Genomic DNA, 25,342 nt, shown 5'->3' with positions numbered 1-25,342 from the left:
CTCAGTAAAGATGAGAATCACGGCCTCCGACGACAGCAGAACACCGGGCGAATCCCTCGCCGCTCCGCGCAGGGGCGCGCACGACAGCGACCCGGTGATCGGCGTAGGCACCGCATCGGGTAAGGCGATCCTCTTCGGGGAGCACGCCGTCGTTTACGGCCACCCGGCGATCGCCCTCCCGTTGCGCGATCTTCGGGTGCGCGCCGAGGCGGAGCCATTGGCCGAGCACCGTCTTCTGCACAGCGCGCTCTACACCGGAGCCCTCGCGCGGATTCCCGAGCGTCTCGCCTCCACCGCCCGCGCGGTCGAGGCGACGATGAGCGCGGTCGGTGCCGACGGCTCCGGAGTGCGGGTGCGCGTCGAGAGCGATCTGCCAGCGGAACGCGGTGTGGGATCGAGTGCTGCCGTGTCGGCGGCGATCGTGCAGGCGGTCGCTGCTGCGTTCGGTCACGAGCTCGATCCGGCCGAGCGCCATCATCTGATCCAGATCGCGGAACGCGCCGCCCACACCTCACCCAGCGGGCTCGATGCGCGCACGGTCGTCGCCGACCGGCCCGTGTGGTTCCAGGACGGCAGCGCGCACGACCTCGAGGTCGCCGGGCCCCTGTCGTTCGTGATCGCCGACTCGGGCGTTCGCGGGCGCACACGTGAGGCCGTCGCCGCCGTCCGGGCACTGCGCGATGCCGACCCGGTCGCCGTGGAGCGGCGGCTCGATCGTCTCGGCGCTCTCGCCCGCGAGGGTCGAGTCGCGCTGGCCTCCCCGAGCCCGGAGGCGATCGGCGTCGCGATGGACGAGGCGCATGCGCTGCTCGGGGAGCTGGGGGTCGGAGATCCCGCGCTGGACCGGCTCGTCGGCGTCGCCCGAGCGGGTGGCGCGCTCGGAGCCAAGCTCACCGGAGGCGGGCGGGGAGGATGCGTGCTCGTGCTGGCGCGCGATCCCGACCACGCGGCGGAGCTCGCACGCGAGCTTCGCGGCCGAGGCGCCGCCGCCACCTGGACCACCGAACTGAGAGGAACGCGATGACCGCCGCCACGGCCCGCGCACACCCGAACATCGCCCTCGTCAAGTACTGGGGAAAAGCGGACACCGCATTGAACCTGCCCGCGACGGGCAGCCTCTCGATGACGCTGGATGTGTTTCCGACGACCACGACCGTGACACTCGCTCCGGATGCCGAGCACGACGAGGTCAGGCTCAACGGAACGGTCCGTGAGGGAGTGGTCCGCGATCGCGTCGTGCGCTTCCTCGACATCGTGCGGGAGATGGCCGGGTCCCGGGCCGCAGCCGTGGTCGATTCCTCGAACACGGTGCCCTCCGCCGCGGGTCTCGCCTCCTCGGCATCGGGGTTCGCGGCTCTCGCCGCGGCGGCCTCGCACGCGTACGGTCTCGATCTCGACCGCACGGCACTCAGCCGCCTCGCTCGTCGCGGGTCCGGATCCGCGGCGCGATCGGTGATCCCCGGGTTCGCCGTGTGGCATGCAGGCAACGACGACGAGTCGTTCGCCGAGCCCCTCGACGCGCCCGAACTCGCGATGGTGATCGCGATCGTGAACTCCGCGGAGAAGGAGGTGTCCAGTCGGGACGCCATGAAGCGGACGGCGCTGACGTCGCCGTTCTACCCCGCATGGGTCTCGTCGACGACGGAGGCGCTGACGGCCGCGGTGCAGGCCAGCCGTGACGGTGACGTCGAGCGTCTCGGGCGGATCACCGAGACGAACGCACTCCGCATGCACGCCGTCATCCAGTCGTGCGATCCGCCGGTGCGGTACCTGTCGCCGGTGAGCGTGGCCCTCTTCGACCTCGCGGAGTCGCTGCGTGCCGACGGTCTGCCCGTCTACGCGACCGCGGACGCAGGGCCCAACGTCGTGTTCCTGTGCCGGCCGCCGGACGCGGAGACCGTGGCCGCCGCCGCCCGCCCGCTCGCCGAGACCATGATCGCGCGTCCCGGCCCGGGAGTGGAGGTGCTCGTATGAGCCCGGTCATCACGGTCCGCGCACCGGGCAAGTTGTTCATCGCGGGCGAGTACGCGGTCGTCTCGCCGGGAGAGCCCTCCGTGCTCGTCGCGGTCGACCGGTACGTGACGGTCTCGGTGACGGAGAGTGTCGGTGCCGGGAGCATCCACTCGCCCGAGTACGGGCGGTCGCCGCTGCTGTGGACCCGCAGCGCCGACGGGCTGCGCATCGATCCGGAGCACCACCCCTACGACTACGTGCTGGCGGCGATCACGATCGTCGAGAGGCTCCGGGCGGACCTGCATGTGGCCCCGCGCTTCTTCGATCTACGGATCGAGAGCGGTCTCGACGACGTGAGCGGGCGCAAGTTCGGCCTGGGTTCCTCGGCCGCGGTCACCGTGGCGACCGTGCGCGCACTCGACGAGTTCTACGGGCTGGGCCTGGATCGGATGGCGGCGTTCAAGCTGTCGATGCTCGCGACGATCCGGGTCAACCCCAGCGCGTCGGGAGGCGATCTGGCCGCGAGTGCCTTCGGCGGGTGGATCGGCTATCGCGCCCCCGACCGGGAACTCCTCGGAGAGCGGTCCGCTGACGGTCCGATCGCACCGCTGCTCGTGGACGAGCAACTCTGGACGGGGCTCCGGATCGTGCGCCTGCATCCGCCGGAGCAGCTGCGGTTCGTGGTGGGGTGGACGGGCGAGCCGGCGTCGACGGCGCGACTCGTCGACGAACTCGGTCGCCGAACGCTGGCAGGAGCGGTCGATCACCCTGCGTTCCTCCTCGACTCGCGTGCGTGCGTGTCGGCGCTGTGGGAGTCGCTCTCGCGGGGGGACGACGCGGCGACCCTCGACGGTATCCGTGACGCCCGACGACTCCTGCAGCGTCTCGGCGCCCAGGCAGGTCTGCCGATCGAGACCGCGCAGCTCGCAGTCCTGTGCGACATCGCCGAGGCCGCAGGCGCGGCCGCGAAGCCCTCCGGTGCCGGGGGAGGCGACTGCGGGATCGTTCTCGCTCCCGTGCACACCGATCTCGCCGACATCTTCCGAGAGTGGGAGCACCACGACGTCCGTCACCTCACGATCGGCGTGCACCCGCCCGAGGGGGTGCTCGATGTCCTCTGAGCGCAAGGACGATCACGTGCGACTCGCCGCCGCGCAGCAGGAGCAACCGAGCATCGCAGCGAACGGCTTCGACGATGTCGCGTTCGTGCATCACGCACTCGCGGGGATCGACGCCGAGCGCGTCAGCCTCGCGGGTGATCTGCTGGGAGCGCGCTGGAGCGTGCCTCTCTACGTCAACGCGATGACCGGTGGAAGTGAGAGCACCGGGCGCATCAACCGTGACCTGGCGATCGCCGCGCGGGAGGCGGGAGTGCCGCTGGCCTCCGGATCGATGAGCGTCGCGCTCGAGAACCCGGCACTCGCTCCCACGTTCCGTGTCCTTCGCGACGAGCACCCGGACGGGTTCCTCTTCGCGAACCTGGGTGTCGAGCGCACGCCGGACGACGCGCGCCGAGCCGTCGATCTGATCGAGGCGAACGCGCTGCAGGTGCACGTCAACAGCGTGCAGGAGACCGTGATGCCCGAGGGGCGACGCGCCTTCTCGTCGTGGCAGCGGTCGCTCGAGTCGCTGGTGGCGGCGGTCGACGTGCCGGTCGTCGTGAAGGAGGTCGGTTTCGGGCTGAGCGCCCGCACGCTCGCCCTCCTCGCTGATCTCGGCGTCGCTGCCGCGGATGTGTCCGGCCGTGGCGGAACGGACTTCGTCCGCGTCGAGAACGCCCGCCGCGGGGGAGAGGGCTACTCCTACCTGACGGGATGGGGGCAGTCGGCCGTCGAGTGCCTGATCGATGCCCCGGCATCCGCCCCGGTGCTCCTCGCCTCCGGCGGCGTGCGCACTCCGCTCGATGCCGTTCGCGCCCTCGCCCTCGGCGCGCGGGCGGTGGGCGTCTCCGGCCCGTTCCTCAAGACCGTGCTCGACGGTGGCCCCGGGGCGCTCGCGTCGCGCCTCCTGGAGTGGACGGAACACCTCACAGCGCTCTCGGCGCTCCTCGGCGCCGCAGCCCCCGCCGACCTGGTGGCCACCGATCTCGTCGTCACAGGCGACACCGCTGACTTCTGCCGCGCGCGGGGCATCGACCTCTCCGCCCTCTCGCGGCGCTCCCCGGCACGATGACCGAAAGGCCCCCCATGTCCGACGCCCTGTTCACCCCCATCCCCACGCGCTGGGTCGGTCCACTGCTGCTCAGCGGCGAGGTCGAGGGCGAGCAGTCCGTTCCGCTCGCGACCTACGAGTCGCCGTTGTGGCCCTCGGTGGGACGGGGTGCTCGGGTGTCGCGGCTCGTCGCCGGCGGGATCCGCACGACCGTGGTCGACGAGCGGATGACGCGATCCTCGCTGTTCCTCGCGCCGTCGGCGGCCGATGCCGTCGCCGCTGCGCGCAGCATCGAGGCGCGGCGTGAGGAACTCGGAGCGGTCGTCTCGGAGCGCAGCCGTCATGCGCGCCTCATCGACCTCGACACCGAGATCGTCGGGCACCTGCTGTTCGTGCGGTTCGCGCTGACGACCGGCGACGCCTCCGGTCACAACATGGTGACCCTCGCGGCCGAGGGGCTCATGGAACGGGTTCTCGCCTGGCACCCCGAATTGGAGTACGGCTCTATCTCGGGCAACTACTGCTCCGACAAGAAGGCCACGGCGGTGAACGGCATCCTCGGTCGCGGACGCAGCGTGATCGCCGAGATCCTCATCCCCGCCGAGATCGTCGAGCAGCAGCTGCGTTCGACGGCTCGGCGCATCGTCGAGCTGAACGTGCGCAAGAACCTCGTGGGTTCCACGATCGCCGGGGCGCTGCGTTCCGCGAACGCGCACTACGCGAACATGCTTCTCGCGTTCTACCTCGCCACGGGGCAGGATGCGGCGAACATCGTCGAGGGCTCGCAGGGCATCACCTATGCGGAGGAGCGCGGCGACGGCGACCTGCTGTTCTCGTGCACACTGCCGAACCTCATCGTCGGCACCGTCGGCAACGGCAAGGACCTCCCGGCCGTGGAGGACGCGCTCGAGCGTCTCGGCTGCCGAGAGGAGCGCGCGCCCGGCGGTAACGCCCGCCGCCTCGCCTCGCTCATCGCGGCAACGGTGCTGTGCGGAGAGTTGTCGTTGCTCGCGGCGCAGACTAACCAGGGAGAACTCATGGCCTCGCATCTGTTGCTCGAGCGTCGTCAGGGAGGCGCGGAATGACCGTCGTCGGCATCCACGACCTGTCCATCGCGACCGCGAGCCGCGTTCTCGATCTCGCTCTTCTCGCGGAGCGCTCCGGCATCGATCCCGACAAGTATCGGATCGGCCTCGGGCAGGATCAGATGAGCGTCCCCGCCCCGGATGAGGACATCGTCACGATGGCGGCGGCGGCCGCGCTGCCCATCGTCGAGCGGTACGGAGCCTCCGGCATCCGTACCGTGCTCTTCGCGACCGAGTCGGGAGTCGATCAGTCGAAGTCGGCGGCGGTGTTCGTGCACGAACTCCTGGGCTTGGATCCCGCGACACGGGTCGTCGAGCTCAAGCAGGCGTGCTATTCCGCCACGGCCGCGCTGCAGTTCGCCCTCGGGATCGTCGCGCGCCAACCCCAAGAGGCGGTGCTCGTGATCGCCGCGGACGTCGCCCGCTACGCCGTCGACACCGCCGCCGAACCCACTCAGGGCGCGGGTGCCGTCGCGATGCTCGTCACCCAGGATCCCGCGATCGCCGAGGTCGAGCAGGCCACGGGCATCCACACCGCCGACGTCGACGACTTCTGGCGACCGAACGACAGCGACATCGCAGTCGTGAACGGCAAGCTCTCGATCGACGCCTATCTCGACGCCTTCGTCGGCGCCTGGGACGACTACCGGGCACGTGGGGGAGCGGCGATCGAGTCGATCGACTACTTCTGCCATCACCAGCCGTTCACCCGGATGGCGGTCAAGGCGCACCGGCGTCTCGCCGCGCACACCGGTGTCGAGCTGAGTCCCGCGCAGATGGAGCCGACCACTCGGTACAACCGACGGTTGGGCAACTCGTACACCGCCTCCCTGTACTTCGCCCTCGCCGCCCTTCTCGACGGCGACGACGACCTGACCGATCGGCGCGTCGGGATGTACAGCTACGGCTCGGGCAGCATCGGCGAGTTCTTCTCCTTGCGGGTGCGCCCGGGCTATCGAGATGCGCTCCGGACAGAAGCGGCGAAGCGCATCCTCGACTCACGGGAGCCCCTCGACGTCGAGGGGTATCGGGACCTGCACGCCGCGCATTCGGCATCGAGCGAGGACGATCGTGAGATCGCGCCGGTGTCTCCGGCGCCGTTCCACTTCGTCGGGGTTCAGGGGCGTGCGCGTCGCTACGCCCGGGCCGGCGCATGAGGTAGCGTTCGGAGCATGACGGCCGGAGACGAGCTGACGAGCATCGCGACCGAGCTGTACGTGCGTCCGCTCGGCGAGTTCGTGAGCGAGCGTCGCGCTATCGCGAAACGAACCGACGACCGAGGGCTCGCCACGGAGATCACCGCGCTTCGCAAACCGTCGATCGCGGCGTGGGTCGTGAACGTCTTCGCCCAGGAACGTGCGGCGGAGCTGGGGGAGGCGCTGCAACTCGCTCGCGAGCTCCGCGAAGCGCAGGACGACCTCGATGCGCCCGCGCTCGCCCGACTCGGTCGCGAGCGTCGCACGCTGACGCGACGGCTGGCGGAGCACGCCCGCGACCTCGCGATCGCCCGGGGCGAGAAAGTCACTCCGGGCACGCTGGATGCCGTTCAGCAGACGATCGGCGCGGCGTTCTTCGATGAGGCGGCGTCGGTCGCCGTCGCCTCCGGTCGTCTCATCCGAGAGATCGACCCTGCCGAGAGCGTGGTGCTCGACGAGATCATGGCCGGGGGAGCGCCCCCAGCGGAAGACGCCGCTCCCGAACACCGGATGGACGAGTTGGCGGCGCGACGTCGGCGACGTCAGGCCGAGCGCGCCGTGCGCGACGCCGAGGATGCCGTCGCGTCCGCCGAACGCGCGCGGGCCGCGGCCGAGGGTGCGGGCCGGGATGCCGACCGTCGCATCGATGAGGCGAGCGCCCACGTGGCCGCTCTCGAGCGAGAGCTGGCGCGCACTCGTGTCGAGTTGGACGGCGCGCGACAGGACGCCGATGCAGCGAGGTCACGCGCGGCCAGGGCGTCGGAAGCCGCCCGCGTCGCATCCAACGCCCTCGCCCGGGCGCATGCGCAGCTGGACTCCGAGCGGAACAGATGACTGTATGCGAAGGAATTGAGTCTGATACCGGTATTCCGGTGGCGCTCAACCGCTCCATTCCCCTAGATTGAGGTCGCTGCCTCTCGGCAGACGCCGCCCGAACGGCGCCTCCCAACGAAAGATTCCTCTGTGACTCGCTCGCGCCTCGCCGCGGCCTCGCTCAGCGCCGCTGCGCTCGGCCTCGCCGCCGTCCTCGTGCCCACCGCCTCCCTCGCGGAGCCCATCGCCGAGACCCCCGCGGCGTCTGCGCAGGTCATCTGGGCCGATGCCCCCGAGGACTTCGTCTTCACCCCACTGAACCAGGGGCAGATCGAGCTCGCTGACGAGTGGCGGTGGACCGCACCGCTGGATTCCCCGACCTCCTCGCTCGCCGATTACGGGACCTTCGACGAGAACGGATTCACGGCGAACGACTCCGCACTGGTGGTGTTCGTCCACGGCGTTTCCGCTCCCATCCCCGGTTCCGAGTTCGAGGCATTCATCGAGAACTCCGAGACCAATGCGGGTGCGCAGGTCCTGACCGGCGTGTTCTACGCCGAACCCGGCGACGAATCGATCGCGCTCGTGGCACAGACCGTCGACGGGTTCCACGGCGCCGACACGCAGTGGTACAAGAGCGGCAACGTCCCGCTCACCACCGCGGAGCTCGCGGTTTCGCTCGATGAGAACGGCGAGCAGGTCGTCGGCTACTTCGTCATCTTCCCGGGCCAGCCGACCGAGCTTCCCGAGCCGCCGGCCGAGCCGGAGGAGCCGCCGACCGAAGAGCCGAACGTCGAGCTCCTCGCGGCGCCCGAGGCCGCCGATGATGCGACGACCTTCGAGGATCTGCTCACCGCGCAGAACACCGATGTCGCTCTTCGGGCCGCTGCACCCGCCGCGGCCGGCATCGCCAGCTTCCGGGTCGGCGACCTCACCACGTACTTCACCCCGCAGCCCACTGCAGCCCTCGCGCTGAGCAGCGCCTCCATCACGGTCGCTCAGGCGACGACGACCGGATTCACCGTGACCGGCTCCGGTTTCGCACCCGGCGAGACCGTCACCACGGGTATCGGCACGGGGCAGATGGGCGACAGCCTGCCGAACACGTTCGTCGCCGACGCCGACGGCAACGTCAGCGGCACGATCGTGCTGCCCTCCGGATGGTCCGCTGCGGGCGAGTACTCGATCGCGCTCATCGGCGCATCGTCGGGCCAGTTCGCCTCGAGCGCCCTGGTGATCACCGGCACGGCCCCGGTCGCCGTCCCGGTGCCGGGCGAGGCCACGTACACCGGCTGACACTCGGTGCCCGACACCATCAACGTCCCGCGGCGGCGCACGATCCTCATCGTGGCCGCCGCGGTCGTCGTGTGCGCCGCGATCGTCGTCACCTGCGTGGTGATCTTCGGTCGCGGTCCGGCAGTCGCCGAGCCCGCGCCGACCAGTTCGTCGACCCCCGTCGCGACGCCCGACCCGACGCCGACACCCACGCCGACGGCGGAGGAGCCGGTCGCCGATGTCCATGCGCCCGCGGAGTCGACCGTCGCCGCCGTGATCGGCGCCGAGATCGCGGTCAGCGCCGAGCCCGGTGGTGCAGCGACGCAATCGTTGCCGAACCCGCAGTCGTCCGGAGCGCCTCTCGTCTTCCTGGTCACCGCTCAGGAGGGGGACTGGCTGCAGGTCCAACTCGCGCAGCGGCCCAACGGAAGCGTCGGGTGGATTCGCTCGGATGCCGTTCAGCTCTCCACGACCTCGTACGCGCTGGTCGTGACGACGTCGACCAACACCCTCGATCTCTACGAAGGCGGGGAGCTGCGGCAGAGCTATCCGGTCGCGACGGGCACGGGCGGCACGCCGACCCCGAAGGGCCAGTTCGCGATCACCGAGCTGCTCGCTCCGACGAACAGCGGCTACGGTCCCTTCGCTTACGGCACGACGGCGTTCTCCGATGCACTCAACTCGTACGGGGGTGGCCCGGGTCAGATCGGCCTGCACGGCACCGATGACGAGGCGAGCATCGGCTCCGACGCCTCGCACGGCTGCGTGCGCCTGTCGAACGCCGACATCACGGCGCTCGCCCAACTCCTGCCCCTCGGCACACCGCTGCAGGTGCGCTGAGTCCGAGGTCACCGCAGACGGAAGGCCCCGGGCGCGCATGCGCCCGGGGCCTTCCGTGGATCACCGCGAGGAGTTCCTCGTCTCGGCATCCGATCCGGACGGGCCGTCCGGGGCATCGCCGTGGGCGCCCACCGTCGGCCGCGCACGCAGCTCGGCCTCGAGCTTCTCGGCCTCTTCGCCGGTGATGGCTTCACCGCGCGCGACGAGACCCGCCTGATCGGACAGGGGGATCTGCTTGAGGAACAGCGAGAGCACGAGCGCGAGTGCGATGAACGGCACGAGGTACCAGAACACCGGGGCGAGGGCGTCGGCATACGCGGTCACGATTCCGTCGCGCACCTCGTCGGGCAGCGCGTTCAGCGTGGCCGGATTGATCGTCGCCGCGGACTGCGCGGCGTCCGATGCGGACGCCCCGGCATCGGTGAACACGCCGAGCAGGTTCTCGGTGAGACGGGTGGTGAAGATCGTGCCGAACACCGCCGTCCCGAGAGACGCGCCGACCTCGCGGAAGTAGTTGTTCGTGCTCGTCGCGGTACCGATCTCGCCGGCCGGAACGGCGTTCTGCACGACCAGCACGACGACCTGCATGATGAGGCCGAGTCCGGCGCCGAAGACGAACAGGAACGCGCAGATGAGCCAGATCGGCGTCGACGCCGACAGCGTGGTCATCGCCACCATCGCGATGCCCGTGAGGATCGTTCCCACGATCGGATAAGCCTTGTACCGACCGGTCTTCGAGATCGCTATGCCCGAGAAGATAGACGTTCCGATCAGTCCGATCATCATCGGGATCATGAGCAGTCCGGATGCAGCTGCGGAAGTGCCGGACGACATCTGCAGGAAGGTCGGCACGAAGCCGATCGCGGCGAACATCCCGATGCCGAGGACGAGTCCGATGGCGGTGGCGTTCACGAAGATGGGGTTGCGGAACAGGCTCAGGGGGATGATCGGGTCCTGCACGCGGGATTCGGTGATGACGAACGCGGTCGCCGCGACGATCAATCCCGCACCCCAGGCCCACGTGGCCATCGAGGCCCAGCCGAAGTCCTTGTCGCCGCCGAAGTCGGTGAAGAAGATGAGACAGGTCGTGGCGATCGACAGGAAGATCACGCCGAACACATCGATCGGCTTCTCGGCCTTCTTGCTGGGGAGCCTGAGGGCGACGAGGGCGATGATGAACGCGGCGATCCCGACGGGGATGTTGATGTAGAACGCCCACTGCCACGTCATGTGATCGACGAAGAACCCTCCGAGGAGAGGCCCGGCCACGGCGGAGAGGCCGAAGACCGCACCGAGGGGACCCATGTACTTGCCACGTTCGTTCGCGGGCACGATATCGGCGATGATCGCCTGCGAGAGGATCATGAGTCCGCCGCCGCCGAGGCCCTGCAGCGCGCGGAAGACGACGAACATCCAGAAGTCGGTCGCGAACGCGCAGCCGACCGAGGCGAGGGTGAAGAGAGCGATCGCCACGAGGAACAGACTCCGTCTGCCGAGCACATCGCCGAACTTGCCGTAGATGGGCATGACGATGGTGGTCGCGAGGAGGTAGGCCGTGGTGATCCACACCTGGTGGTCGACGCCGCCGAGCTCACCGACGATCGTCGGCATCGCGGTCGAGACGATGGTCTGATCGAGGCTGGAGAGCAGCATCCCGGCGATGAGCGCGCTGAAGATGACCCAGATGCGGCGCTTGGTGAGCAGGAACGGCGCATCCGTCGTGGGGGTGGTGGACATTCAGTGGTCTTTCTGTGCAGAGGCGAAGACGTCGCGGGCGATGTCGAGCCGTTCGGCGACGAGCTCGCCGAACGGGACGGGGGATTGGTGATCCAGGATCTGGCCGACCGCCATGCGGATGCAGGCGCCGACGGTGTGGACGACGACCTCGGCGCGCATGGTCTGATCCGCGCCTTCGCGGCGGACGATGAGCGCGACGTCGCGGCGCTCGTTCTCGGCCAATCGCTCGAACGCGCCTTTCAGCAGTCGCGGCTCGTGCTCGATCACCTGGAGAAGGGCGGGGGCGTCGGACAGCGGGTCGAGCATCTCCCAGCGGCGGATGACGACGTCGACGAAGTCGTCGAGCAGGTCACCGTTCTTCGCTACGAATTCGTCGTCGAGCGCGACGAGGCGCGGATCGACCTCGGTGTATCCGAAGACCGCGTTGTCCTTGCTCTCGAAGTAGTTGAAGAACGTGCGACGGGAGACCCCCGCCTCGGCGCAGACCTCGTCGACGGTGAACCCGGCGAAGCCGCGCTCGATCGTGAGGCGTCGAGCCACATCGGTGAGTACGCGGATGGTCTCGCGTTTGCGAACGTCCCGCAGTGAAGGTGCATTGTTCTCCATAGAGTGCAAGTTTGCACTTCAATCCTTGGAGTGCACTGAATGCACCACGCCCGCATCAGCCGCGGGAGACCTCCAGGGGCGCATCCGCGTTGAGCTGCTCGTCGATCAGGGTGATCCCGCCCGACGAATTCGCCGAATGGGCGAGAGCCTCGATCCACGAGCGGCTCAACTCGGGCGGCTCCGCGACATCGAAGACGAACCGGAGCGGGATCGAGGGGTGCAACCAGATCGTCGACCGGCCCACGGCGGCCGTCTCCGGGTGCTTCCACGACAGCGTGAAGCTCTCGTTCCGCCGAAGCTTGGTAGAGATCACGACCTTCAGGTGCGCGAGCGCACGATCTTCGATGCCGATCGGTTCGGCGCTATCGCCGTAGAAGAGACTGCCCACAGTCGGACTCTACGGTGCGGCTCGACCCTCGGCCGCCCGCACGGAACGACGCGCCGCTGACGCGAAACGTCCGTGCGCCCAGTGTCATCTGCGCGCCTGCGCCGCGGTGGTCGACGGCGCCACTCCGTACTCCGAACGGTACGCTGCGGCGAAGCGCGACGGGTGACTGAAACCCCAGCGCCGTGCGACGACGGCGATCGAACCATGGCCTCCGTCTGCGAGGTCGCGATGCGCACCCGCCAGACGTGCGCGGCGCAGGTACTCGGCCGGCGTCGAGTCCAGCGCCCGTCGGAAGGCGTACTGCAGGCCGCGTGTCGAGATGAACGCGGCAGCGGCGACGTCGTCGATGGTGATCGGGCGGTGCGCGTTCTCATCGATGAAGACGAGTGCTCTTCGCACGGCGATCGGAGCGGCCCCGCGCTGGGCGGCGCGCGACATCGAATCGTGGATGCTGGTGGGGAAGACCGAGAGCGTGACCGCCAGCGCATGGCGCTCGAGCTCGGCACGCAGGATGCCGTCGGCGGCGGTCTCGACGACAGCATCCTCCAGATACGCGACCGTGCGTTCCCAGTGGCGGCCGGACTCCTCATCGCGCGGGGCGAGGCCGGACGAGCGAAGCATGAGTCTGTCATCGCCGGTGATCTGGCGTACGCGAGCCTGCGCCGCCGCTCGGTCGATCACCAAGGCGCGCACGCGAGCGGTGTGCTCCCAGCGGGCATGCACCTGCGCGCCGTCGGTCAGCCACGGCTGTCCGGCATCCATGCTCTCTCTGCCCGAGCCGACCTCGGCGTTGGGCGCGGCGACCCGGCAGACCAGGAGCTCGTTCTCTGGCTGAGCGACGGACTGCACCTCCGCCGCCAGGTCGTACCGCACGAGCGTCAGACTCCCGAGTTCGGCGGATGTCCAGTCGAACATGAACCGATTCGGATCCACGCGCTGCAACGAGGCGGAGGGGACGTACTGCCGCCAGGTCTCCTCGACCCGTTCGACATCAAAAGATCTGAACCGCACCGCGTCCCTCTCGTGGCGTCACCGACGTACTCCGGAGCGCTCGGTCGCCGCCGGATGGTGATGCTTCCCACACTCACGAATAGCGGCGGGCATCCCGCAGCGTCAACCCCCTTGTCTCCGGCGGACGGCTCGTGCGAACGTCGACGTCGACGTTCAGGAGGATGATGGCGACGCAACAGTCGGAGGACCCGCCTGCACCGCAAGACCTCGGTGCCAGGTCCTGGCGTTTCGTGGCCCGCGGAACCGTACGCAAGTTCGCCGATGACGGTGCGGCCGACATCGCAGCGGCGCTGACCTTCCATTCCGTGCTGGCACTCGTACCGGCCGTGCTCGTCGGCGTCTCCGTGGTCGGCCTCCTCGGAAGCGACTCGACGGCAGTGTCTTTCGTTCTCGAGATCGTCCGTGCGGTCGCGCCGGAGGAGACGGCGAGGACGATCGCGGACGCCGTCGACGGTCTCGCGGACTCCGCTCTCGCGGGTCCCGCACTGATCATCGGAAGCGGCCTGGCGATCTGGGCCGTCGCCCGATACATCGCAGTGCTCGGACGCGGGATGAATCGCGTCTACGACGTCGACGAAGGGCGCTCGCCCTGGGCACTCAAATCCATGCAGGTGGGGGTCGCGCTCGTCGTGCTTCTGGCGACGGCAGCCGCGGTAGCCGTCGGCGCCGCGAGCTCGTCCGTCGCCGAGGCCATCGGCGAGCAGCTCGGCGGGGGAGAAGCGGCACTTCTGGTCTGGCGGATCGCGCGATGGCCGATCCTGGTCGTGATCGTGGTCGGCACCGTCGCGTTCCTGTACGACCGAGCGCCGAACATCCGCCATCCGCGCTTCCGCTGGCTCAGCTGGGGCGCGGCACTGGCGATCATCGTTCTCGCCGTCGCCTCGCTCGCGTTCGGGGTGTACGTGTCGAGCATCGTCGACTACGAGCGCGTGTACGGACAGCTCGCCGGCATCATCGTGCTCCTGATCTGGCTGTGGATCGCGAACCTCGCCCTCGTTCTCGGTGTGGAGTTCGACGCGACGCTGGAGCGGGCGCGGGAATTGAGCGCGGGGATCCCGGCCGAGGCGAGTCCGCGCCTCCCGCTGAGAGATCGGTCACGGGTCGTCCGCAAGCAGGCGAGACGGAGCACCGAGATCGCCGAGGCGCGTCGCCTCCGCGATCGGCCGTGATCGCGAGCTCGTCAGCGGAGCGGGTCGGCCGAACCGACGGCATGCGGGCGCACCGGCCACGTGCCGTCGACGGCGTCTTCCGGATCGAGGCGACCGATACCGATGAAGTACTCGGTGAGGCTCTCGGCCTGAGCCCGTGCCCACCCGATCTGACGCGTGTGCAGGTCGTCGAGGGTGTCGGGCAGCGAGAACTGCCGGGCGATCGCCTGAGCGACCCGTCCCGCGGCGACCGCGTCGGCCGCGGCTTCGTGCGCGCCGTCGAGGGCCACCGCGTAATGGGCGGCGACGAGGGTGAGCGTGCGCTTGCCCCGACGGTAGCGATCGACGGCCTTGTCGATCACGAAGGGGTCGATGATGGGTGCCGGGTTGGCCAGCGGGGTGAGTCCGTGCCGGACGGCCTCGTGTGCGAGGAGCGAGAAGTCGTACGAGGCGTTGTACGCGACGACGGGGATGCCCTGATCGAGGAGCGAACGCAGCGCGATCAACACCTGCGCGACGACTTCGCGTGCCGGGCGCCCCTCGGCCCGTGCCCGGGCGGTCGTGACGCCGTGCACTGCGGTCGCCCCCTCCGGGATCTCGACACCGGGGTCGGCGAGCCAGGTGCGGGCCACGATCTGGCGTCCCTCGGCGTCGAGCACACCGACATGCGCGGTGACGATGCGATCGGCCGTGACGTCGATCCCCGTGGTCTCCAGGTCGAACACGCCGACACGGCGCAGCCAGGGAGGAAGCGGGAGATCGTCGGCCATGGGCCCACGCTAGATCCGGGCTCGGACATTCGGAGGGAGGCGCTCGGGAATCCGTAGACTCAGGGGATGACCGTGCCCTCTCCGTACGCCGACCGCCTGACGCGACTTCCCGTCGAGCGACGGGAAGCAGAGGTGCGCGGCGGCACGACGGCGTACTGGGTGTACGGCCGCGAGGGTGCGCAGACCACGATCGTCGCCGTGCACGGCTTCCGAGGAGAGCACCACGGACTCGAACCGGTTCTCGCCTTCCTCCCCGAAGCGCGGGTGATCGCCCCCGACCTGCCGGGCTTCGGTGAGACGGCGCCGCTTCCCGGACGCACGCACGACCTCGACGAGTACGCGGCGTGGCTCGGCGACTTCGTGGCAGAGGTCGCGCCCGGCGCCGTCGTCCTCGGCCATTCCTTCGGGTCGATCGTCGCATCCGCGGCCGTGGCGCGCGGTCTCGCGACGCCCCGCCTGATCCTCATCAACCCCATCGGTGCGCCGGCGCTCGAAGGACCCAAGGGGGTGATGACCCGGCTCGCCGTGCTCTACTACGCGCTGGGAGCGCGTCTGCCCGAGCGTCTCGGAACCGCGCTCCTGCGCAACCGTCTCATCGTGCGGGTGATGAGCATCACGATGGCCAAGACGGCCGACCCTGCTCTGCGCCGGTTCATCCACGATCAGCACGACACGTACTTCTCCCGCTTCTCGGATCGCGACGTGCTGCGCGACGCCTTCGTCGCGAGCGTCTCGCACGACGTGCGCGGCTTCGCTCCCGACATCGAGGTTCCGACGCTGCTGGTGGCCGCACAGCGCGATGACATCACGCCGATCGAGGCCGAGCGCACGCTCGCGACCCTTTTCGAAGACGCGTCGCTCGTCGAGATCGCCGAGGTCGGTCACCTGATCCACTACGAGACGCCGGCCGAGGCGGCCGGTGCGATCAGACGCTTCCTCCGGATTCCCGTCGCGCGAGGCCGATGAGTCCGGCGACCCGGAACGGGATGACCTCACCCATCGCGAGAGACGTCTCGGTGCGCTCCACCCCCTCGATCGACAGGATCCGTGCGTCGGTGTCGAAGAGGTGACGCGCGTCACGGCAGGCGACCCGCGCGAGCAGGTCGATCGAGCCGCTGAGCCCGTGCGCCTGCACGACCTCCGGGATGCGGGCGAGCTCGTTGATGATGCGCGGGAGCTCGGTCTGCCGCACTCCGATGCTGACGAACGCCTGCAGCGGGAATCCCAGCACGTCGGGGGAGAAGGCGCGTTCGTAGGAGAGGAAGACCCCGGTCTGCTCGAGACGGGTCATGCGCGCCTGGATCGTGTTGCGCGACAGCCGCAGCGTCTCTGCGAGAGCGACGATGGTGACGCGCGGATCGTCGGCGAGAGCGGCGAGGATCTCGAGGTCGGTGCGGTCCAGTCCTGGCATAGTGCCAAACGATAGCAGGACGGAATTCCCGGCAGCTTGGCAACATGCTCAAGCCCCTTCCGGATGCTTGAGCGACGTGTTCAGCGGACGTACGCTCGGGACATGCCGGCATCGTCGCCGGCTCCAGCGCGAGCCTCACGAGGGCTGCTGAGAACGAGGAGGACGATGATGTCACCGCAGATCACTCCCATCGCCGACACCGAGCAGGATCTGGAGCTCGCCGAGCGCCTCCTCGCTCCGGACGGGAGCCGTGTACGTCATCCGCAACTCGACCCCTTCGTCGCCGATGTCGATCATGCGGCGCTGCGCGGATTGCTGCGTGACATGGTGGTGCTCCGGCGGATCGACGCCGAGGGCGTGGCGCTTCAGCGTCAGGGCCAGCTCGGCCTCTGGGCCCCGTGCCAGGGGCAGGAGGCGACGCAGATCGGTACCGCCCGGGCGCTGGAGGATCGCGACTACGTCTTCCCGAGCTACCGCGAGACCGGTGTCGTCTACGCCCGGGGCGCTCAGCCGGGCGATTACGTGCGCATGTGGCGCGGTGAGGAGGGATCCGCATACGACCCGGCCGCACTGCGGGTCGCACCGCTGCAGATCATCATCGGCGCGCAGACCCTGCACGCCGTTGGCTATGCACTCGGCATTCGGCACGAGGGGGCGGACGAGGTCGCGGTGACCTACTTCGGTGACGGTGCCACCAGCCAGGGCGACGTGAACGAGGCGATGATCTTCGCGGCGTCGTACCGCGCCCCCGTGGTCTTCGTCTGCCAGAACAACCACTGGGCGATCTCCGAGCCGGTGGCGGTGCAGTCGCAGTACCCGATCGCCGGTCGCGCCCCGGGCTTCGGCATTCCGAGTCTGCGGGTCGACGGCAACGACGTCCTCGCCTGTCTCGCTGCGATGCGGTGGGCGCTCGATCACGCGCGTTCGGGCAACGGACCCGCCTACATCGAGGCGGTCACCTACCGGATGGGACCGCACACGACAGCGGACGACCCCACTCGATACCGGCCTGAGGGTGAACTCGAGGCCTGGCGCCGTCGCGATCCGATCAGCCGCCTCGAAGCCCACCTGCGCGCCGCTGGCGAGCTCTCCGAGGAGCACGTCGCGCAGATGCAGGAGGCCGCGGATGCGGTCGCCAAGGAGATGCGGGCGCAGTGCCTCGGGATGGTGACACGTCCACCGCTGGCGGTCTTCGACGGTGTCTACGCCGAACCGCACGCCGGTCTCGACCGGCAACGCGCGGAGTACGCCGAGTACCTCGCGGGTTTCGAGGAGGCGACGGCATGACGGAGCTGACTCTGGGCAAAGCGCTCGGCGCGGGATTGCGCAGGGCCATGCGCGACGACGACCGGGTCGTGCTGCTCGGCGAGGACATCGGCAGGCTCGGCGGCGTCTTCCGCATCACCGACGGTCTCCTCGATGAGTTCGGAACCGGCCGGGTGATCGATACACCGCTCGCGGAGTCCGGCATCGTCGGCACAGCGGTCGGGCTGGCTTTCCGCGGTTATCGCCCGGTGGTCGAGATCCAGTTCGACGGATTCGTGTATCCGGCATTCGACCAGATCGTGGCGCAGGTGGCGAAGTTGCATTACCGCACGCAGGGGCGGGTGAAGATGCCCATCACGATCCGCATCCCGTGGGCGGGGGGCATCGGGGCGGCCGAGCACCACTCGGAGTCGCCCGAGGCGTACTTCGTCCACACCGCGGGGTTGCGCGTCGTGGCCGTCTCGAACCCCGAGGACGCCTATCGCAGCCTGCGACAGGCGATCGCCTCCGACGATCCGGTGATCTTCTTCGAGCCGAAGCGCCTCTACCATCACAAGGGCGAGGTCGATCTGGAGACGCCGCTCGCGGATGCCCCACCGATGGGGCTCGCCCAGGTGGTCCGTGCGGGGTCGGATGTGACGCTCGTCACCTACGGCGCGATGGTGACCACCGCCCTCGAGGCGGCGTCGGCCGCAGCGGATGAAGGCGTGTCGATCGAGGTCGTCGATCTGCGCTCCCTCTCGCCGGTCGACTACGACACGCTGGCCGCCTCCGTGCGCAGGACGGGGCGCGTCGTCGTCGCTCACGAGGCCTCGCGGGAAGCCGGTGTCGCCGCCGAGGTCATCGCGAGCATCACGGAGTTCTGCTTCGAGTATCTGGAGTCGGCGCCCCTGAGGGTGACGGGGCACGACGTGCCGTACCCGCCGGCGAAGCTCGAGAAGTACCACCTTCCCGATCTCGACCGGCTGCTGGATGCAGTGGACCGAGTGCTCGATCGCGGAGCACGGACGGGAGTGGACGCGTGATCGCCGAGTTCCGACTTCCCGACCTCGGCGAGGGCCTCACCGAGGCCGAGGTCGTGCAATGGCTGGTCGCTCCCGGAGAGCAGGTCGCGCTCAATCAGACGCTGGCGGAGGTCGAGACGGCGAAAGCGGTCGTCGAGCTCCCCTCGCCCTACGAGGGAACCGTGGCCGAGTTGCACGCCGATGCCGGCGAGACCGTCGCGGTCGGCTCGCCCCTGATCGCCTTCGAGGTCGTCGGCGAGGAACCGGATGCCTCCGCTCCGAGTGCCGGAGCGGAGCGGGCTGAGCCCAATCTCGTCGGATACGGCGCAGCGCCGTCGACGTCGGGGCGTCCTGCGCGCCGAGCACGCCGCACGGGCGCGAGCACTCGTGCGGTGGATGTCGCCGTGATCGAGGCCGCACCGCACGACGCGTCACCCTCGGTCGTGGCCGAGCTGCCGGTCGTGGAGCGCCCGCGTTCGACCCCGCCCGTGCGCGCGTATGCGAAGCGGGCGGGCGTGGATCTGGCGTTGGTCGCGGCCGTCGTCGGCGATCGCGTGATCACCCGCGCGGACATCGATTCCTTCGCCTCGACCGGCGGGAGTGCCGAAGGCCGCTCGGCTGCGGAGCATGCGCGCGAGGCCTCTCCGGCCCTCGGTGCGACGGAGGACAGGGCTCGCGAGGTGCGCCTCCCCATCCGAGGCGTGCGTAAGCACACGGCGGCCGCGATGGTCGAGAGCGCCTTCACCGCGCCGCACGTCACGGTCTTCCACACGGTCGACGTGACCGCCACGGTCGAACTGCTCGACTCCCTCCGCGCCGACCGTGTGTGGGCCGAACACCGCATCGGCCCGCTCGCGGTCGTCGCCAAGGCGGTGTGCCTGGCGCTGGGCCGTACGCCGGGATTGAACGCGCACTGGGATGAGGCGGCCGGAGAGATCGTCCAGTATCGCTACGTGGACCTCGGTATCGCCGCGGCGACGGAGCGCGGACTCATCGTGCCGAACATCCGCGATGCCGAGCGGCTCGGCCTGGGAGGCGTCGCAGATGCGATCCGCGATCTCGCGGACACGGCTCGCGCGGGGAAGACCGCCCCGGCGGAACTCCAGGGCGGAACGTTCTCGATCTCGAACATCGGGGTGTTCGGCATCGACGCCGGTACCCCGATCCTGCCGCCCGGTCAGTCGGGAATCCTCGCTGTGGGGGCGATCCGGCGGCAGCCCTGGGAGCATCGCGGAGAGACCGCGCTGCGGGACGTGATGACTCTGAGCCTCTCGTTCGACCACCGTCTGGTGGACGGTGCCGAAGGGGCCCGATTCCTGCGCGATGTCGCCGACGTGCTGCAGGAGCCGGGTCGGGCGATGCTCCTCGGTTAGCCGCGGAGCGCGGCGGCGGCCATGCGCGCCAGCACGTCCCCGGTGGCCGCGTGGCGCCGTGCCGCCGCACGGGTGCTGTGCGGAGTGGAGTTGATGAGGCCGAAACAGGCCTGCACCCGCAGGCGCAGCTCGTCGCGATCGGCCGGATGCAGGGGCGCGAGCGTGTCGATCCACAGCTCGATGTAATCGCGTTGCAAGCGTCGCACATCGGCGCGATCGTCGTCGGCCAGGTGCACGACATCCCGGTCCTGCACCTGGATCACCGCGGCGTTGTGCAGGGCGAAGTCGACGTGGAAGCGGATCAGCGCCTGCATTCTCTCCTCGGCATCCGCGTCGGTGGTCGCGACCCGTGTGCCGCCCGCCAGAAGATCGTGGCTGACCTTCACGAGCACAGATCCGAGCAGCGCCTGCTTTCCCGCGAAGTGGCGGTAGACGGCCGGGCCGGAAACGCCCACGGCAGCGCCGATGTCTTCGAGGCTGACGCCGTTGTACCCGCGGGCGGCGAAGAGTAGCGCGGCCTCGTGGCGGATCGCATCCGAGCGCTCCGCCTTGGCGCGATCACGAGCGGTGACAGGGGTTGTCATCTCAGTTAATCCTCGCTAACCTGAATCATCGGGTTAGTGCACACTAACCGAGAGAACGTGTGCAGCGCCAGCACCGTGGCTGCGCCGGAGCGTGTCGAGGAGGACATCGCGATGCCCGCAACCCAGCAGGCCCTCGCCGAACAGTTGCGCGAGCGACTCGCCGCCGTGGCGCTCGGCGGCCCGGAGACATCGCGTCAGCGCCACGTCGCGCGAGGCAAGCTCCTGCCGCGCGAGCGCATCGTCCGACTCCTCGACGAGGGGAGTCCGTTCCTCGAAGTGGCGCCGCTCGCCGCAGAGGGGCTCTACGACGGAGAAGCTCCCGGGGCCGGGGTGATCGCCGGCATCGGACTCGTGCACGGCCGGCATGTGATGGTCGTCTGCAACGATGCGACCGTGAAGGGCGGCACCTACCTGCCGATGACGGTCAAGAAGCACCTGCGCGCTCAGGAGATCGCGCTCGAGAATCGTCTGCCGTGCCTCTACCTGGTGGACTCCGGCGGCGCGTTCCTTCCCAAGCAGGACGAGGTCTTCCCGGACCGCGACCACTTCGGGCGCATCTTCTTCCACCAGGCGCGGATGTCGGCCGCGGGCATCCCGCAGCTCGCGGCGGTGCTCGGGTCGTGCACCGCGGGCGGCGCATACGTTCCGGCGATGAGCGACGAGACGGTGATCGTGCGCGGGCAGGGCACGATCTTCCTCGGCGGCCCGCCACTGGTGAAGGCCGCGATCGGTGAGGTCGTCACAGCGGAGGAACTGGGCGGAGGAGAGATGCACGCGCGTCGCAGCGGCGTCGTCGATCATCTCGCCGAGGACGACGAGCATGCGCTCGAGATCCTCCGGGACATCGTGCGCACGCTCCCGGCGCCGCAGAAGCCGGTCTGGGAGGTCCTCCCGTCTCGCGAGCCCAGGGAGGAGACCTCGCTGTACGACGTGGTGCCGGTCGACGTCAACGCCGCCTACGACGTGCACGCGGTGATCGATCGCCTGGTGGACGGCGGCAGCGTCCGCGAGTTCAAGGCGGAGTACGGCACGACGCTCGTGACCGCCTTCGCCCGCATCCACGGACACCCGGTGGGCATCGTCGCGAACAACGGCGTGCTGTTCAGCGAGTCCGCGCTCAAGGGAGCGCACTTCATCGAGCTGTGCGATCAACGGGGCATCCCGCTCCTCTTCCTGCAGAACATCACCGGCTTCATGGTCGGCTCCGACGCCGAAGCCGGCGGGATCGCGAAGGACGGCGCCAAGATGGTCACCGCGGTCGCGAGCTGCCGGGTGCCGAAGCTGACCGTGATCATCGGCGGATCCTTCGGTGCGGGCAATTACTCGATGTGCGGGCGCGCCTACTCGCCTCGCTTCCTGTGGACCTGGCCCGCGAGCCGGATCTCGGTGATGGGCGGCAATCAGGCGGCATCCGTGCTGGCGACCGTGAAGGAGGATCAGCTCTCCGGTCGCGGAGAGTCCTGGACCCCGGAGGAGCGTGCCGCCTTCGAAGAACCGATCCGTGCCCAGTACGAGGAGCAGGGCGAGCCGTACTACGCGACCGCCCGCCTCTGGGACGACGGGATCATCGACCCGCAGCAGACGCGGCAGGTGCTCGGGCTCGCGCTCGACGTCGTGTCACGTGCGCCGCTGCCCGAACCGCGCTTCGGCGTCTTCCGGATGTGAGTGAGATGAACGAGCACCTCTTCGACACGGTCCTCGTCGCGAACCGCGGCGAGATCGCGCGGCGCGTGATCCGAACCCTCACCGCGCTCGGTATCCGCAGCGTCGCGGTTTACAGCGACGCCGACGCGGATGCCCCTCATGTGAGCGAGGCGGACGTGGCGGTTCGGATCGGCCCCGCCCCCGCGAGCGCCTCGTACCTCGATATCGATGCCATCATCGCGGCGGCCCTCGACACGGGCGCCCAGGCCATCCACCCCGGATACGGTTTCCTCTCCGAGAGCGTCGGCCTCGCCGAGGCCTGCGATGCGCACGGCATCGTCTTCATCGGGCCCGGAATCGAGGCGCTGCAGGTCATGGGCGACAAGGCCCGAGCCCGGGCGCACGTGGTTCGCCACGGAGTCCCTGTCGTCCCGGGCTTCGACGCCGCGGGTCTGGACGACGAGCAGATCGGGCAGGAGGCGGATGCCGTGGGCTACCCACTGCTCGTGAAGCCGAGTGCCGGCGGGGGCGGCAAGGGGATGGAGGTCGTCGCGGCAGCATCCGATCTGCCGGGCGCGCTGGCGTCGGCGCGCCGCGTGGCAGCAGCGGCATTCGGCGATGATTCCCTGGTGCTCGAACGTCTGCTCCGGCGTCCCCGGCACATCGAGGTGCAGGTGTTCGGTGACGTCCACGGCGCGGTCATCGCCCTCGGCGAGCGCGAGTGCACGCTCCAGCGGCGGCACCAGAAGGTGATCGAGGAGGCACCGTCCGTCGGCATCTCCGACGGCACCAGAGAAGAGCTCTTCCGAGCCGCCGTGCGCGCTGCCGAAAGCGTGTCGTACGTCGGTGCGGGCACGGTCGAATTCCTGATCGACGCCGACGACCCGACACGGGTGTTCTTCATCGAGATGAACACCCGTCTGCAGGTCGAGCATCCGGTGACCGAGGAGGTGACGGGTCTGGATCTCGTCGCTCTGCAACTGCGGGTCGCGGCAGGGCTCGCTCTCGACGTCGCACCCGTCGTGCACGGGCACGCGGTCGAGGCGCGCGTCTATGCCGAGGCTCCCGAACGGGGTTTCGTGCCCTCGACGGGGACCATCCTGCTCTTCACGCCCCCACCCGGCGTGCGCATCGACTCCGCCGTCGAGACCGGATCCGAGGTGTCCGGATTCTACGACCCGATGATCGCGAAGATCATCGCCGTGGCCGAGGATCGCGAGACCGCGATGCGGCGTCTCGACACCGCTCTCTCGCGCACCGTGGTGCTGGGCGTCGAGACGAACATCGCCTTCCTGCGCACCCTCTGCCGGGACGAGCGCGTCCGGAGCGGCGACCTCGACACCGGACTCATCGAGACCCTGTTGCCGATCCCATCGGCGTCGCCGTCCCCGTCGATGCTCGCGGCGGCGACACGGCTCGTCGCATCCGGGCAGGCGCCCATCGACGCGCTGGCCCCGTGGAACGACCGTTCGGGCTGGCGCCTCGGTGGCGAGCCGACGCTCGCGACGGCGCGGGTGTTCCTCACCGACGACGACACCGTCGTGGAAGCGGCGCCCCTCGCGGGCACGCTCCGTCACGTGTCAGCGCGGGTGGACGCGGACGGTGCGATCTGGGTGACCGAGAGCGGGCGCGGCGTGCGCCTGCGCCCGCTCGACCGCCGCGCCGCGCTTGATCGTCGCCTCGCCGCCCGGTCCGGCGTGGCATCCGCCACCGGGCCGGAAGGGCGTGCCCCCATGCCGGGAAGCGTGGTCGCGGTGCACGTGCGAGATGGCGACCACGTGCGGGCCGGAGCAGCGCTCGTGTCGATCGAGGCGATGAAGATGGAGCACCCCGTGCTCGCTCCGCGCGACGGTGTCGTGCGGGTGCTCGTGGCCGTGGGCGAACAGGTGCGGCGCGGCGAACCCGTCGTGCGCGTGATGACGGAGGAGACAGACACATGGACGACCTGACCGCCGAGGAACGCGAACTCGCCGCCATGGTGCGCGAGTTCGCCGAGACCGTGGTCGCTCCGCGCTCGTACGAGGCGGACCGCACGCACACCCTGCCGATGGACGTGGTCGCCCAGATGGGTGATCTCGGACTGTTCGGCCTGCCCTTCCCGGAGCAGTACGGCGGACAGGGCGGCGACTATCTCGCGCTCGGCATCGCGATCGAGGCACTCGCCCGGGTCGATCAGTCGATCGCGATCACTCTCGAGGCCGGCGTGAGCCTCGGCGCCATGCCGATCTTCCGCTTCGGCACGGAGGTGCAGAAGAACGAGTTGCTCCCCGACCTCCTCGCCGGTCGCGCGCTGGCCGGATTCGGGCTCACCGAACCGGAGGCGGGGAGCGATGCCGGTGCCACGCGCACGACCGCGCGGCTCGACGGCGAGGAATGGGTCATCGACGGCACCAAGCAGTTCATCACGAACTCCGGCACCGCTATCACCCGCTTCGTGACGGTCACGGCGGTGACGGGCACGGTCGACGGGCGCAAGGAGATCTCGACGATCGTCGTGCCGAACGGGACGCCCGGGTTCACGGTCGAAGCGCCGTACGACAAGGTGGGGTGGAACGCCTCGGACACGCATCCGCTCACGTTCGACGGGGTGCGGGTTCCGGCCGGGAACCTGCTCGGCGAGCGGGGGACGGGCTTCCGCAACTTCCTCAGCATCCTCGACGAGGGGCGCATCGCGATCGCCGCTCTCGCCACCGGCGCAGCCGAGGGCTGTCTCGAGGAGGCCGTCGCCTATGCGAAGAGCCGCACGGTCTTCGGCAGCGCGTTGAGTACGCGGCAGAACGCCCAGTTCACCCTGGCGCGCATGCGGGCGCGCGTGCACACGGCTCGTCTCGCCTGGCACCATGCCGCGCGGTTGCGGGACGAGGGGCGCCCGTTCGCGGAACAGGCGGCGATCGCGAAGCTCGTCGCGGGGGAGGCGGCGATGGACAACGCGCGTGATGCGACGCAGATCTTCGGCGGCAACGGGTTCATGAACGAATTCCCCGTGGCTCGTCACTACCGCGACTCGAAGATCCTCGAGATCGGGGAGGGCACCACCGAGGTGCAGTTGCTCGTGATCGCGCGGGGCCTCGGACTCGCCGGGTAGCG

The 25,342-nt window shown here is 69.5% G+C and carries 24 protein-coding genes; 17 read left to right on the top strand and 7 right to left on the bottom strand.

Annotation, left to right across the window (positions count from 1 at the left end; translation table 11 throughout):
* The first annotated feature begins 10 nt into the window (after window positions 1–10).
* The 9 genes from mvk to ACIPVN_RS02595 all read left to right on the top strand — a co-directional run bounded on the left by mvk (window position 11) and on the right by ACIPVN_RS02595 (window position 9,313).
* Window positions 11–1,024 (top strand): mevalonate kinase, encoded by a 1,014-nt coding sequence (gene mvk / locus ACIPVN_RS02635; RefSeq protein ID WP_400439070.1) that lies wholly within the window; start codon window positions 11–13, stop codon window positions 1,022–1,024.
* Window positions 1,021–1,974: a diphosphomevalonate decarboxylase gene (mvaD, locus tag ACIPVN_RS02630; RefSeq protein ID WP_400439067.1), complete on the top strand. Its 954-nt coding sequence runs from the start codon at window positions 1,021–1,023 to the stop codon at window positions 1,972–1,974. Before mvk ends, mvaD begins: the two co-directional genes overlap by 4 nt.
* Window positions 1,971–3,074 carry a phosphomevalonate kinase gene (locus ACIPVN_RS02625; protein WP_400439064.1) on the top strand — a complete coding sequence of 368 codons (1,104 nt, stop codon included), beginning with the start codon at window positions 1,971–1,973 and terminating at the stop codon, window positions 3,072–3,074. The genes mvaD and ACIPVN_RS02625 overlap by 4 nt, the downstream gene beginning before the upstream one ends.
* Entirely contained in the window at window positions 3,064–4,125 is a 1,062-nt protein-coding gene (gene fni / locus ACIPVN_RS02620) for a type 2 isopentenyl-diphosphate Delta-isomerase (protein ID WP_400439061.1), read from the top strand. Before ACIPVN_RS02625 ends, fni begins: the two co-directional genes overlap by 11 nt.
* A 14-nt stretch (window positions 4,126–4,139) precedes the next feature.
* Window positions 4,140–5,189 carry a hydroxymethylglutaryl-CoA reductase gene (locus tag ACIPVN_RS02615; protein ID WP_400439059.1) on the top strand — a complete coding sequence of 350 codons (1,050 nt, stop codon included), beginning with the start codon at window positions 4,140–4,142 and terminating at the stop codon, window positions 5,187–5,189.
* Window positions 5,186–6,346, top strand: a complete 1,161-nt coding sequence (locus ACIPVN_RS02610; RefSeq protein WP_400439056.1) for a hydroxymethylglutaryl-CoA synthase — start codon at window positions 5,186–5,188, stop codon at window positions 6,344–6,346. The genes ACIPVN_RS02615 and ACIPVN_RS02610 overlap by 4 nt, the downstream gene beginning before the upstream one ends.
* A gap of 15 nt (window positions 6,347–6,361) precedes the next feature.
* Window positions 6,362–7,219, top strand: coding sequence for a hypothetical protein (locus ACIPVN_RS02605; RefSeq protein ID WP_400439053.1), 858 nt, complete (start codon window positions 6,362–6,364; stop codon window positions 7,217–7,219).
* A 129-nt stretch (window positions 7,220–7,348) separates the two neighbouring features.
* Window positions 7,349–8,494, top strand: coding sequence for a hypothetical protein (locus ACIPVN_RS02600; RefSeq protein ID WP_400439050.1), 1,146 nt, complete (start codon window positions 7,349–7,351; stop codon window positions 8,492–8,494).
* Window positions 8,495–8,500: 6 nt separating this feature from the next.
* A complete protein-coding gene (locus ACIPVN_RS02595; RefSeq protein ID WP_400439048.1) occupies window positions 8,501–9,313 on the top strand; it encodes a L,D-transpeptidase in 813 nt (270 codons plus the stop codon).
* Between the two features lie 60 nt (window positions 9,314–9,373).
* Here ACIPVN_RS02595 and ACIPVN_RS02590 read toward each other — a convergent pair whose 3' ends face one another.
* From ACIPVN_RS02590 to ACIPVN_RS02575, 4 genes are all read right to left on the bottom strand, one after another.
* Window positions 9,374–11,050 (bottom strand): MDR family MFS transporter, encoded by a 1,677-nt coding sequence (locus ACIPVN_RS02590; RefSeq protein WP_400439046.1) that lies wholly within the window; start codon window positions 11,048–11,050, stop codon window positions 9,374–9,376.
* Window positions 11,051–11,656: a TetR/AcrR family transcriptional regulator gene (locus ACIPVN_RS02585; RefSeq protein WP_400439043.1), complete on the bottom strand. Its 606-nt coding sequence runs from the start codon at window positions 11,654–11,656 to the stop codon at window positions 11,051–11,053.
* 55 nt (window positions 11,657–11,711) lie between these two features.
* On the bottom strand, window positions 11,712–12,044 hold the full coding sequence (locus ACIPVN_RS02580; protein ID WP_400439041.1) for a hypothetical protein: 333 nt from the start codon (window positions 12,042–12,044) through the stop codon (window positions 11,712–11,714).
* A gap of 84 nt (window positions 12,045–12,128) precedes the next feature.
* Window positions 12,129–12,959, bottom strand: a complete 831-nt coding sequence (locus ACIPVN_RS02575) for a helix-turn-helix transcriptional regulator (RefSeq protein WP_400439038.1) — start codon at window positions 12,957–12,959, stop codon at window positions 12,129–12,131.
* 326 nt (window positions 12,960–13,285) lie between these two features.
* Between ACIPVN_RS02575 and ACIPVN_RS02570 the strand changes: the two genes are divergently transcribed.
* Window positions 13,286–14,224, top strand: a complete 939-nt coding sequence (locus ACIPVN_RS02570; protein ID WP_400439035.1) for a YihY/virulence factor BrkB family protein — start codon at window positions 13,286–13,288, stop codon at window positions 14,222–14,224.
* An 11-nt stretch (window positions 14,225–14,235) separates the two neighbouring features.
* Here the strand turns inward: ACIPVN_RS02570 and ACIPVN_RS02565 are convergent, their stop codons facing one another.
* Window positions 14,236–14,973, bottom strand: coding sequence for an exonuclease domain-containing protein (locus ACIPVN_RS02565; protein ID WP_400439032.1), 738 nt, complete (start codon window positions 14,971–14,973; stop codon window positions 14,236–14,238).
* A 66-nt stretch (window positions 14,974–15,039) separates the two neighbouring features.
* Here ACIPVN_RS02565 and ACIPVN_RS02560 point away from each other — a divergent pair, with 66 nt between their 5' ends.
* Window positions 15,040–15,939 (top strand): alpha/beta fold hydrolase, encoded by a 900-nt coding sequence (locus tag ACIPVN_RS02560; protein ID WP_400439030.1) that lies wholly within the window; start codon window positions 15,040–15,042, stop codon window positions 15,937–15,939.
* Here ACIPVN_RS02560 and ACIPVN_RS02555 read toward each other — a convergent pair.
* A complete protein-coding gene (locus tag ACIPVN_RS02555) occupies window positions 15,899–16,384 on the bottom strand; it encodes an Lrp/AsnC family transcriptional regulator (RefSeq protein ID WP_400439027.1) in 486 nt (161 codons plus the stop codon). The genes ACIPVN_RS02560 and ACIPVN_RS02555 overlap by 41 nt on opposite strands.
* A 168-nt stretch (window positions 16,385–16,552) precedes the next feature.
* On the opposite strand from ACIPVN_RS02555, the gene pdhA reads away from it, so the two are divergent.
* Genes pdhA through ACIPVN_RS02540 form a run of 3 tightly spaced genes read left to right on the top strand, consistent with a single transcriptional unit; the run spans window position 16,553 to window position 20,027 of the window.
* On the top strand, window positions 16,553–17,671 hold the full coding sequence (pdhA, locus tag ACIPVN_RS02550; RefSeq protein ID WP_400443289.1) for a pyruvate dehydrogenase (acetyl-transferring) E1 component subunit alpha: 1,119 nt from the start codon (window positions 16,553–16,555) through the stop codon (window positions 17,669–17,671).
* Window positions 17,668–18,675, top strand: coding sequence for an alpha-ketoacid dehydrogenase subunit beta (locus ACIPVN_RS02545; RefSeq protein WP_400439025.1), 1,008 nt, complete (start codon window positions 17,668–17,670; stop codon window positions 18,673–18,675). The genes pdhA and ACIPVN_RS02545 overlap by 4 nt, the downstream gene beginning before the upstream one ends.
* Window positions 18,672–20,027, top strand: a complete 1,356-nt coding sequence (locus tag ACIPVN_RS02540; protein ID WP_400439022.1) for a dihydrolipoamide acetyltransferase family protein — start codon at window positions 18,672–18,674, stop codon at window positions 20,025–20,027. Before ACIPVN_RS02545 ends, ACIPVN_RS02540 begins: the two co-directional genes overlap by 4 nt.
* Here the strand turns inward: ACIPVN_RS02540 and ACIPVN_RS02535 are convergent.
* A complete protein-coding gene (locus tag ACIPVN_RS02535; RefSeq protein WP_400439020.1) occupies window positions 20,024–20,611 on the bottom strand; it encodes a TetR/AcrR family transcriptional regulator in 588 nt (195 codons plus the stop codon). The two genes, ACIPVN_RS02540 and ACIPVN_RS02535, sit on opposite strands and share 4 nt — an antisense overlap.
* Window positions 20,612–20,722: 111 nt before the next feature.
* Here ACIPVN_RS02535 and ACIPVN_RS02530 point away from each other — a divergent pair, with 111 nt between their 5' ends.
* The 3 genes from ACIPVN_RS02530 to ACIPVN_RS02520 are packed head-to-tail and all read left to right on the top strand — an operon-like array spanning window position 20,723 to window position 25,340.
* Window positions 20,723–22,276: a carboxyl transferase domain-containing protein gene (locus tag ACIPVN_RS02530; protein WP_400439018.1), complete on the top strand. Its 1,554-nt coding sequence runs from the start codon at window positions 20,723–20,725 to the stop codon at window positions 22,274–22,276.
* Window positions 22,277–22,281: 5 nt separating this feature from the next.
* A complete protein-coding gene (locus ACIPVN_RS02525; RefSeq protein WP_400439015.1) occupies window positions 22,282–24,204 on the top strand; it encodes a biotin carboxylase N-terminal domain-containing protein in 1,923 nt (640 codons plus the stop codon).
* Window positions 24,192–25,340, top strand: a complete 1,149-nt coding sequence (locus tag ACIPVN_RS02520) for an acyl-CoA dehydrogenase family protein (RefSeq protein WP_400439013.1) — start codon at window positions 24,192–24,194, stop codon at window positions 25,338–25,340. Before ACIPVN_RS02525 ends, ACIPVN_RS02520 begins: the two co-directional genes overlap by 13 nt.
* Window positions 25,341–25,342: the final 2 nt, after the last annotated feature.

The organism is Microbacterium sp. NPDC090003 (genome assembly GCF_044748385.1).
Taxonomy (GTDB): Bacteria; Actinomycetota; Actinomycetes; order Actinomycetales; family Microbacteriaceae; genus Microbacterium.
Note: the sequence above shows the minus strand (reverse complement) of the source record. Positions and strands in the feature narration are given on the sequence as shown.

Excerpts from the sequence above, each read along its gene's own strand:
- mvk (WP_400439070.1), top strand. The coding sequence starts at position 11 with ATGAGAATCACGGCCTCCGACGACAGCAGAACACCGGGCGAATCCCTC.
- mvaD (WP_400439067.1), top strand. The coding sequence starts at position 1,021 with ATGACCGCCGCCACGGCCCGCGCACACCCGAACATCGCCCTCGTCAAG.
- ACIPVN_RS02625 (WP_400439064.1), top strand. The coding sequence starts at position 1,971 with ATGAGCCCGGTCATCACGGTCCGCGCACCGGGCAAGTTGTTCATCGCG.
- fni (WP_400439061.1), top strand. The coding sequence starts at position 3,064 with ATGTCCTCTGAGCGCAAGGACGATCACGTGCGACTCGCCGCCGCGCAG.
- ACIPVN_RS02615 (WP_400439059.1), top strand. The coding sequence starts at position 4,140 with ATGTCCGACGCCCTGTTCACCCCCATCCCCACGCGCTGGGTCGGTCCA.
- ACIPVN_RS02610 (WP_400439056.1), top strand. The coding sequence starts at position 5,186 with ATGACCGTCGTCGGCATCCACGACCTGTCCATCGCGACCGCGAGCCGC.
- ACIPVN_RS02605 (WP_400439053.1), top strand. The coding sequence starts at position 6,362 with ATGACGGCCGGAGACGAGCTGACGAGCATCGCGACCGAGCTGTACGTG.
- ACIPVN_RS02590 (WP_400439046.1), bottom strand. The coding sequence starts at position 11,050 with ATGTCCACCACCCCCACGACGGATGCGCCGTTCCTGCTCACCAAGCGC.
- ACIPVN_RS02585 (WP_400439043.1), bottom strand. The coding sequence starts at position 11,656 with ATGGAGAACAATGCACCTTCACTGCGGGACGTTCGCAAACGCGAGACC.
- ACIPVN_RS02575 (WP_400439038.1), bottom strand. The coding sequence starts at position 12,959 with ATGTTCGACTGGACATCCGCCGAACTCGGGAGTCTGACGCTCGTGCGG.
- ACIPVN_RS02565 (WP_400439032.1), bottom strand. The coding sequence starts at position 14,973 with ATGGCCGACGATCTCCCGCTTCCTCCCTGGCTGCGCCGTGTCGGCGTG.
- ACIPVN_RS02560 (WP_400439030.1), top strand. The coding sequence starts at position 15,040 with ATGACCGTGCCCTCTCCGTACGCCGACCGCCTGACGCGACTTCCCGTC.
- ACIPVN_RS02555 (WP_400439027.1), bottom strand. The coding sequence starts at position 16,384 with ATGCCAGGACTGGACCGCACCGACCTCGAGATCCTCGCCGCTCTCGCC.
- pdhA (WP_400443289.1), top strand. The coding sequence starts at position 16,553 with ATGTCACCGCAGATCACTCCCATCGCCGACACCGAGCAGGATCTGGAG.
- ACIPVN_RS02545 (WP_400439025.1), top strand. The coding sequence starts at position 17,668 with ATGACGGAGCTGACTCTGGGCAAAGCGCTCGGCGCGGGATTGCGCAGG.
- ACIPVN_RS02535 (WP_400439020.1), bottom strand. The coding sequence starts at position 20,611 with ATGACAACCCCTGTCACCGCTCGTGATCGCGCCAAGGCGGAGCGCTCG.
- ACIPVN_RS02530 (WP_400439018.1), top strand. The coding sequence starts at position 20,723 with ATGCCCGCAACCCAGCAGGCCCTCGCCGAACAGTTGCGCGAGCGACTC.
- ACIPVN_RS02525 (WP_400439015.1), top strand. The coding sequence starts at position 22,282 with ATGAACGAGCACCTCTTCGACACGGTCCTCGTCGCGAACCGCGGCGAG.
- ACIPVN_RS02520 (WP_400439013.1), top strand. The coding sequence starts at position 24,192 with ATGGACGACCTGACCGCCGAGGAACGCGAACTCGCCGCCATGGTGCGC.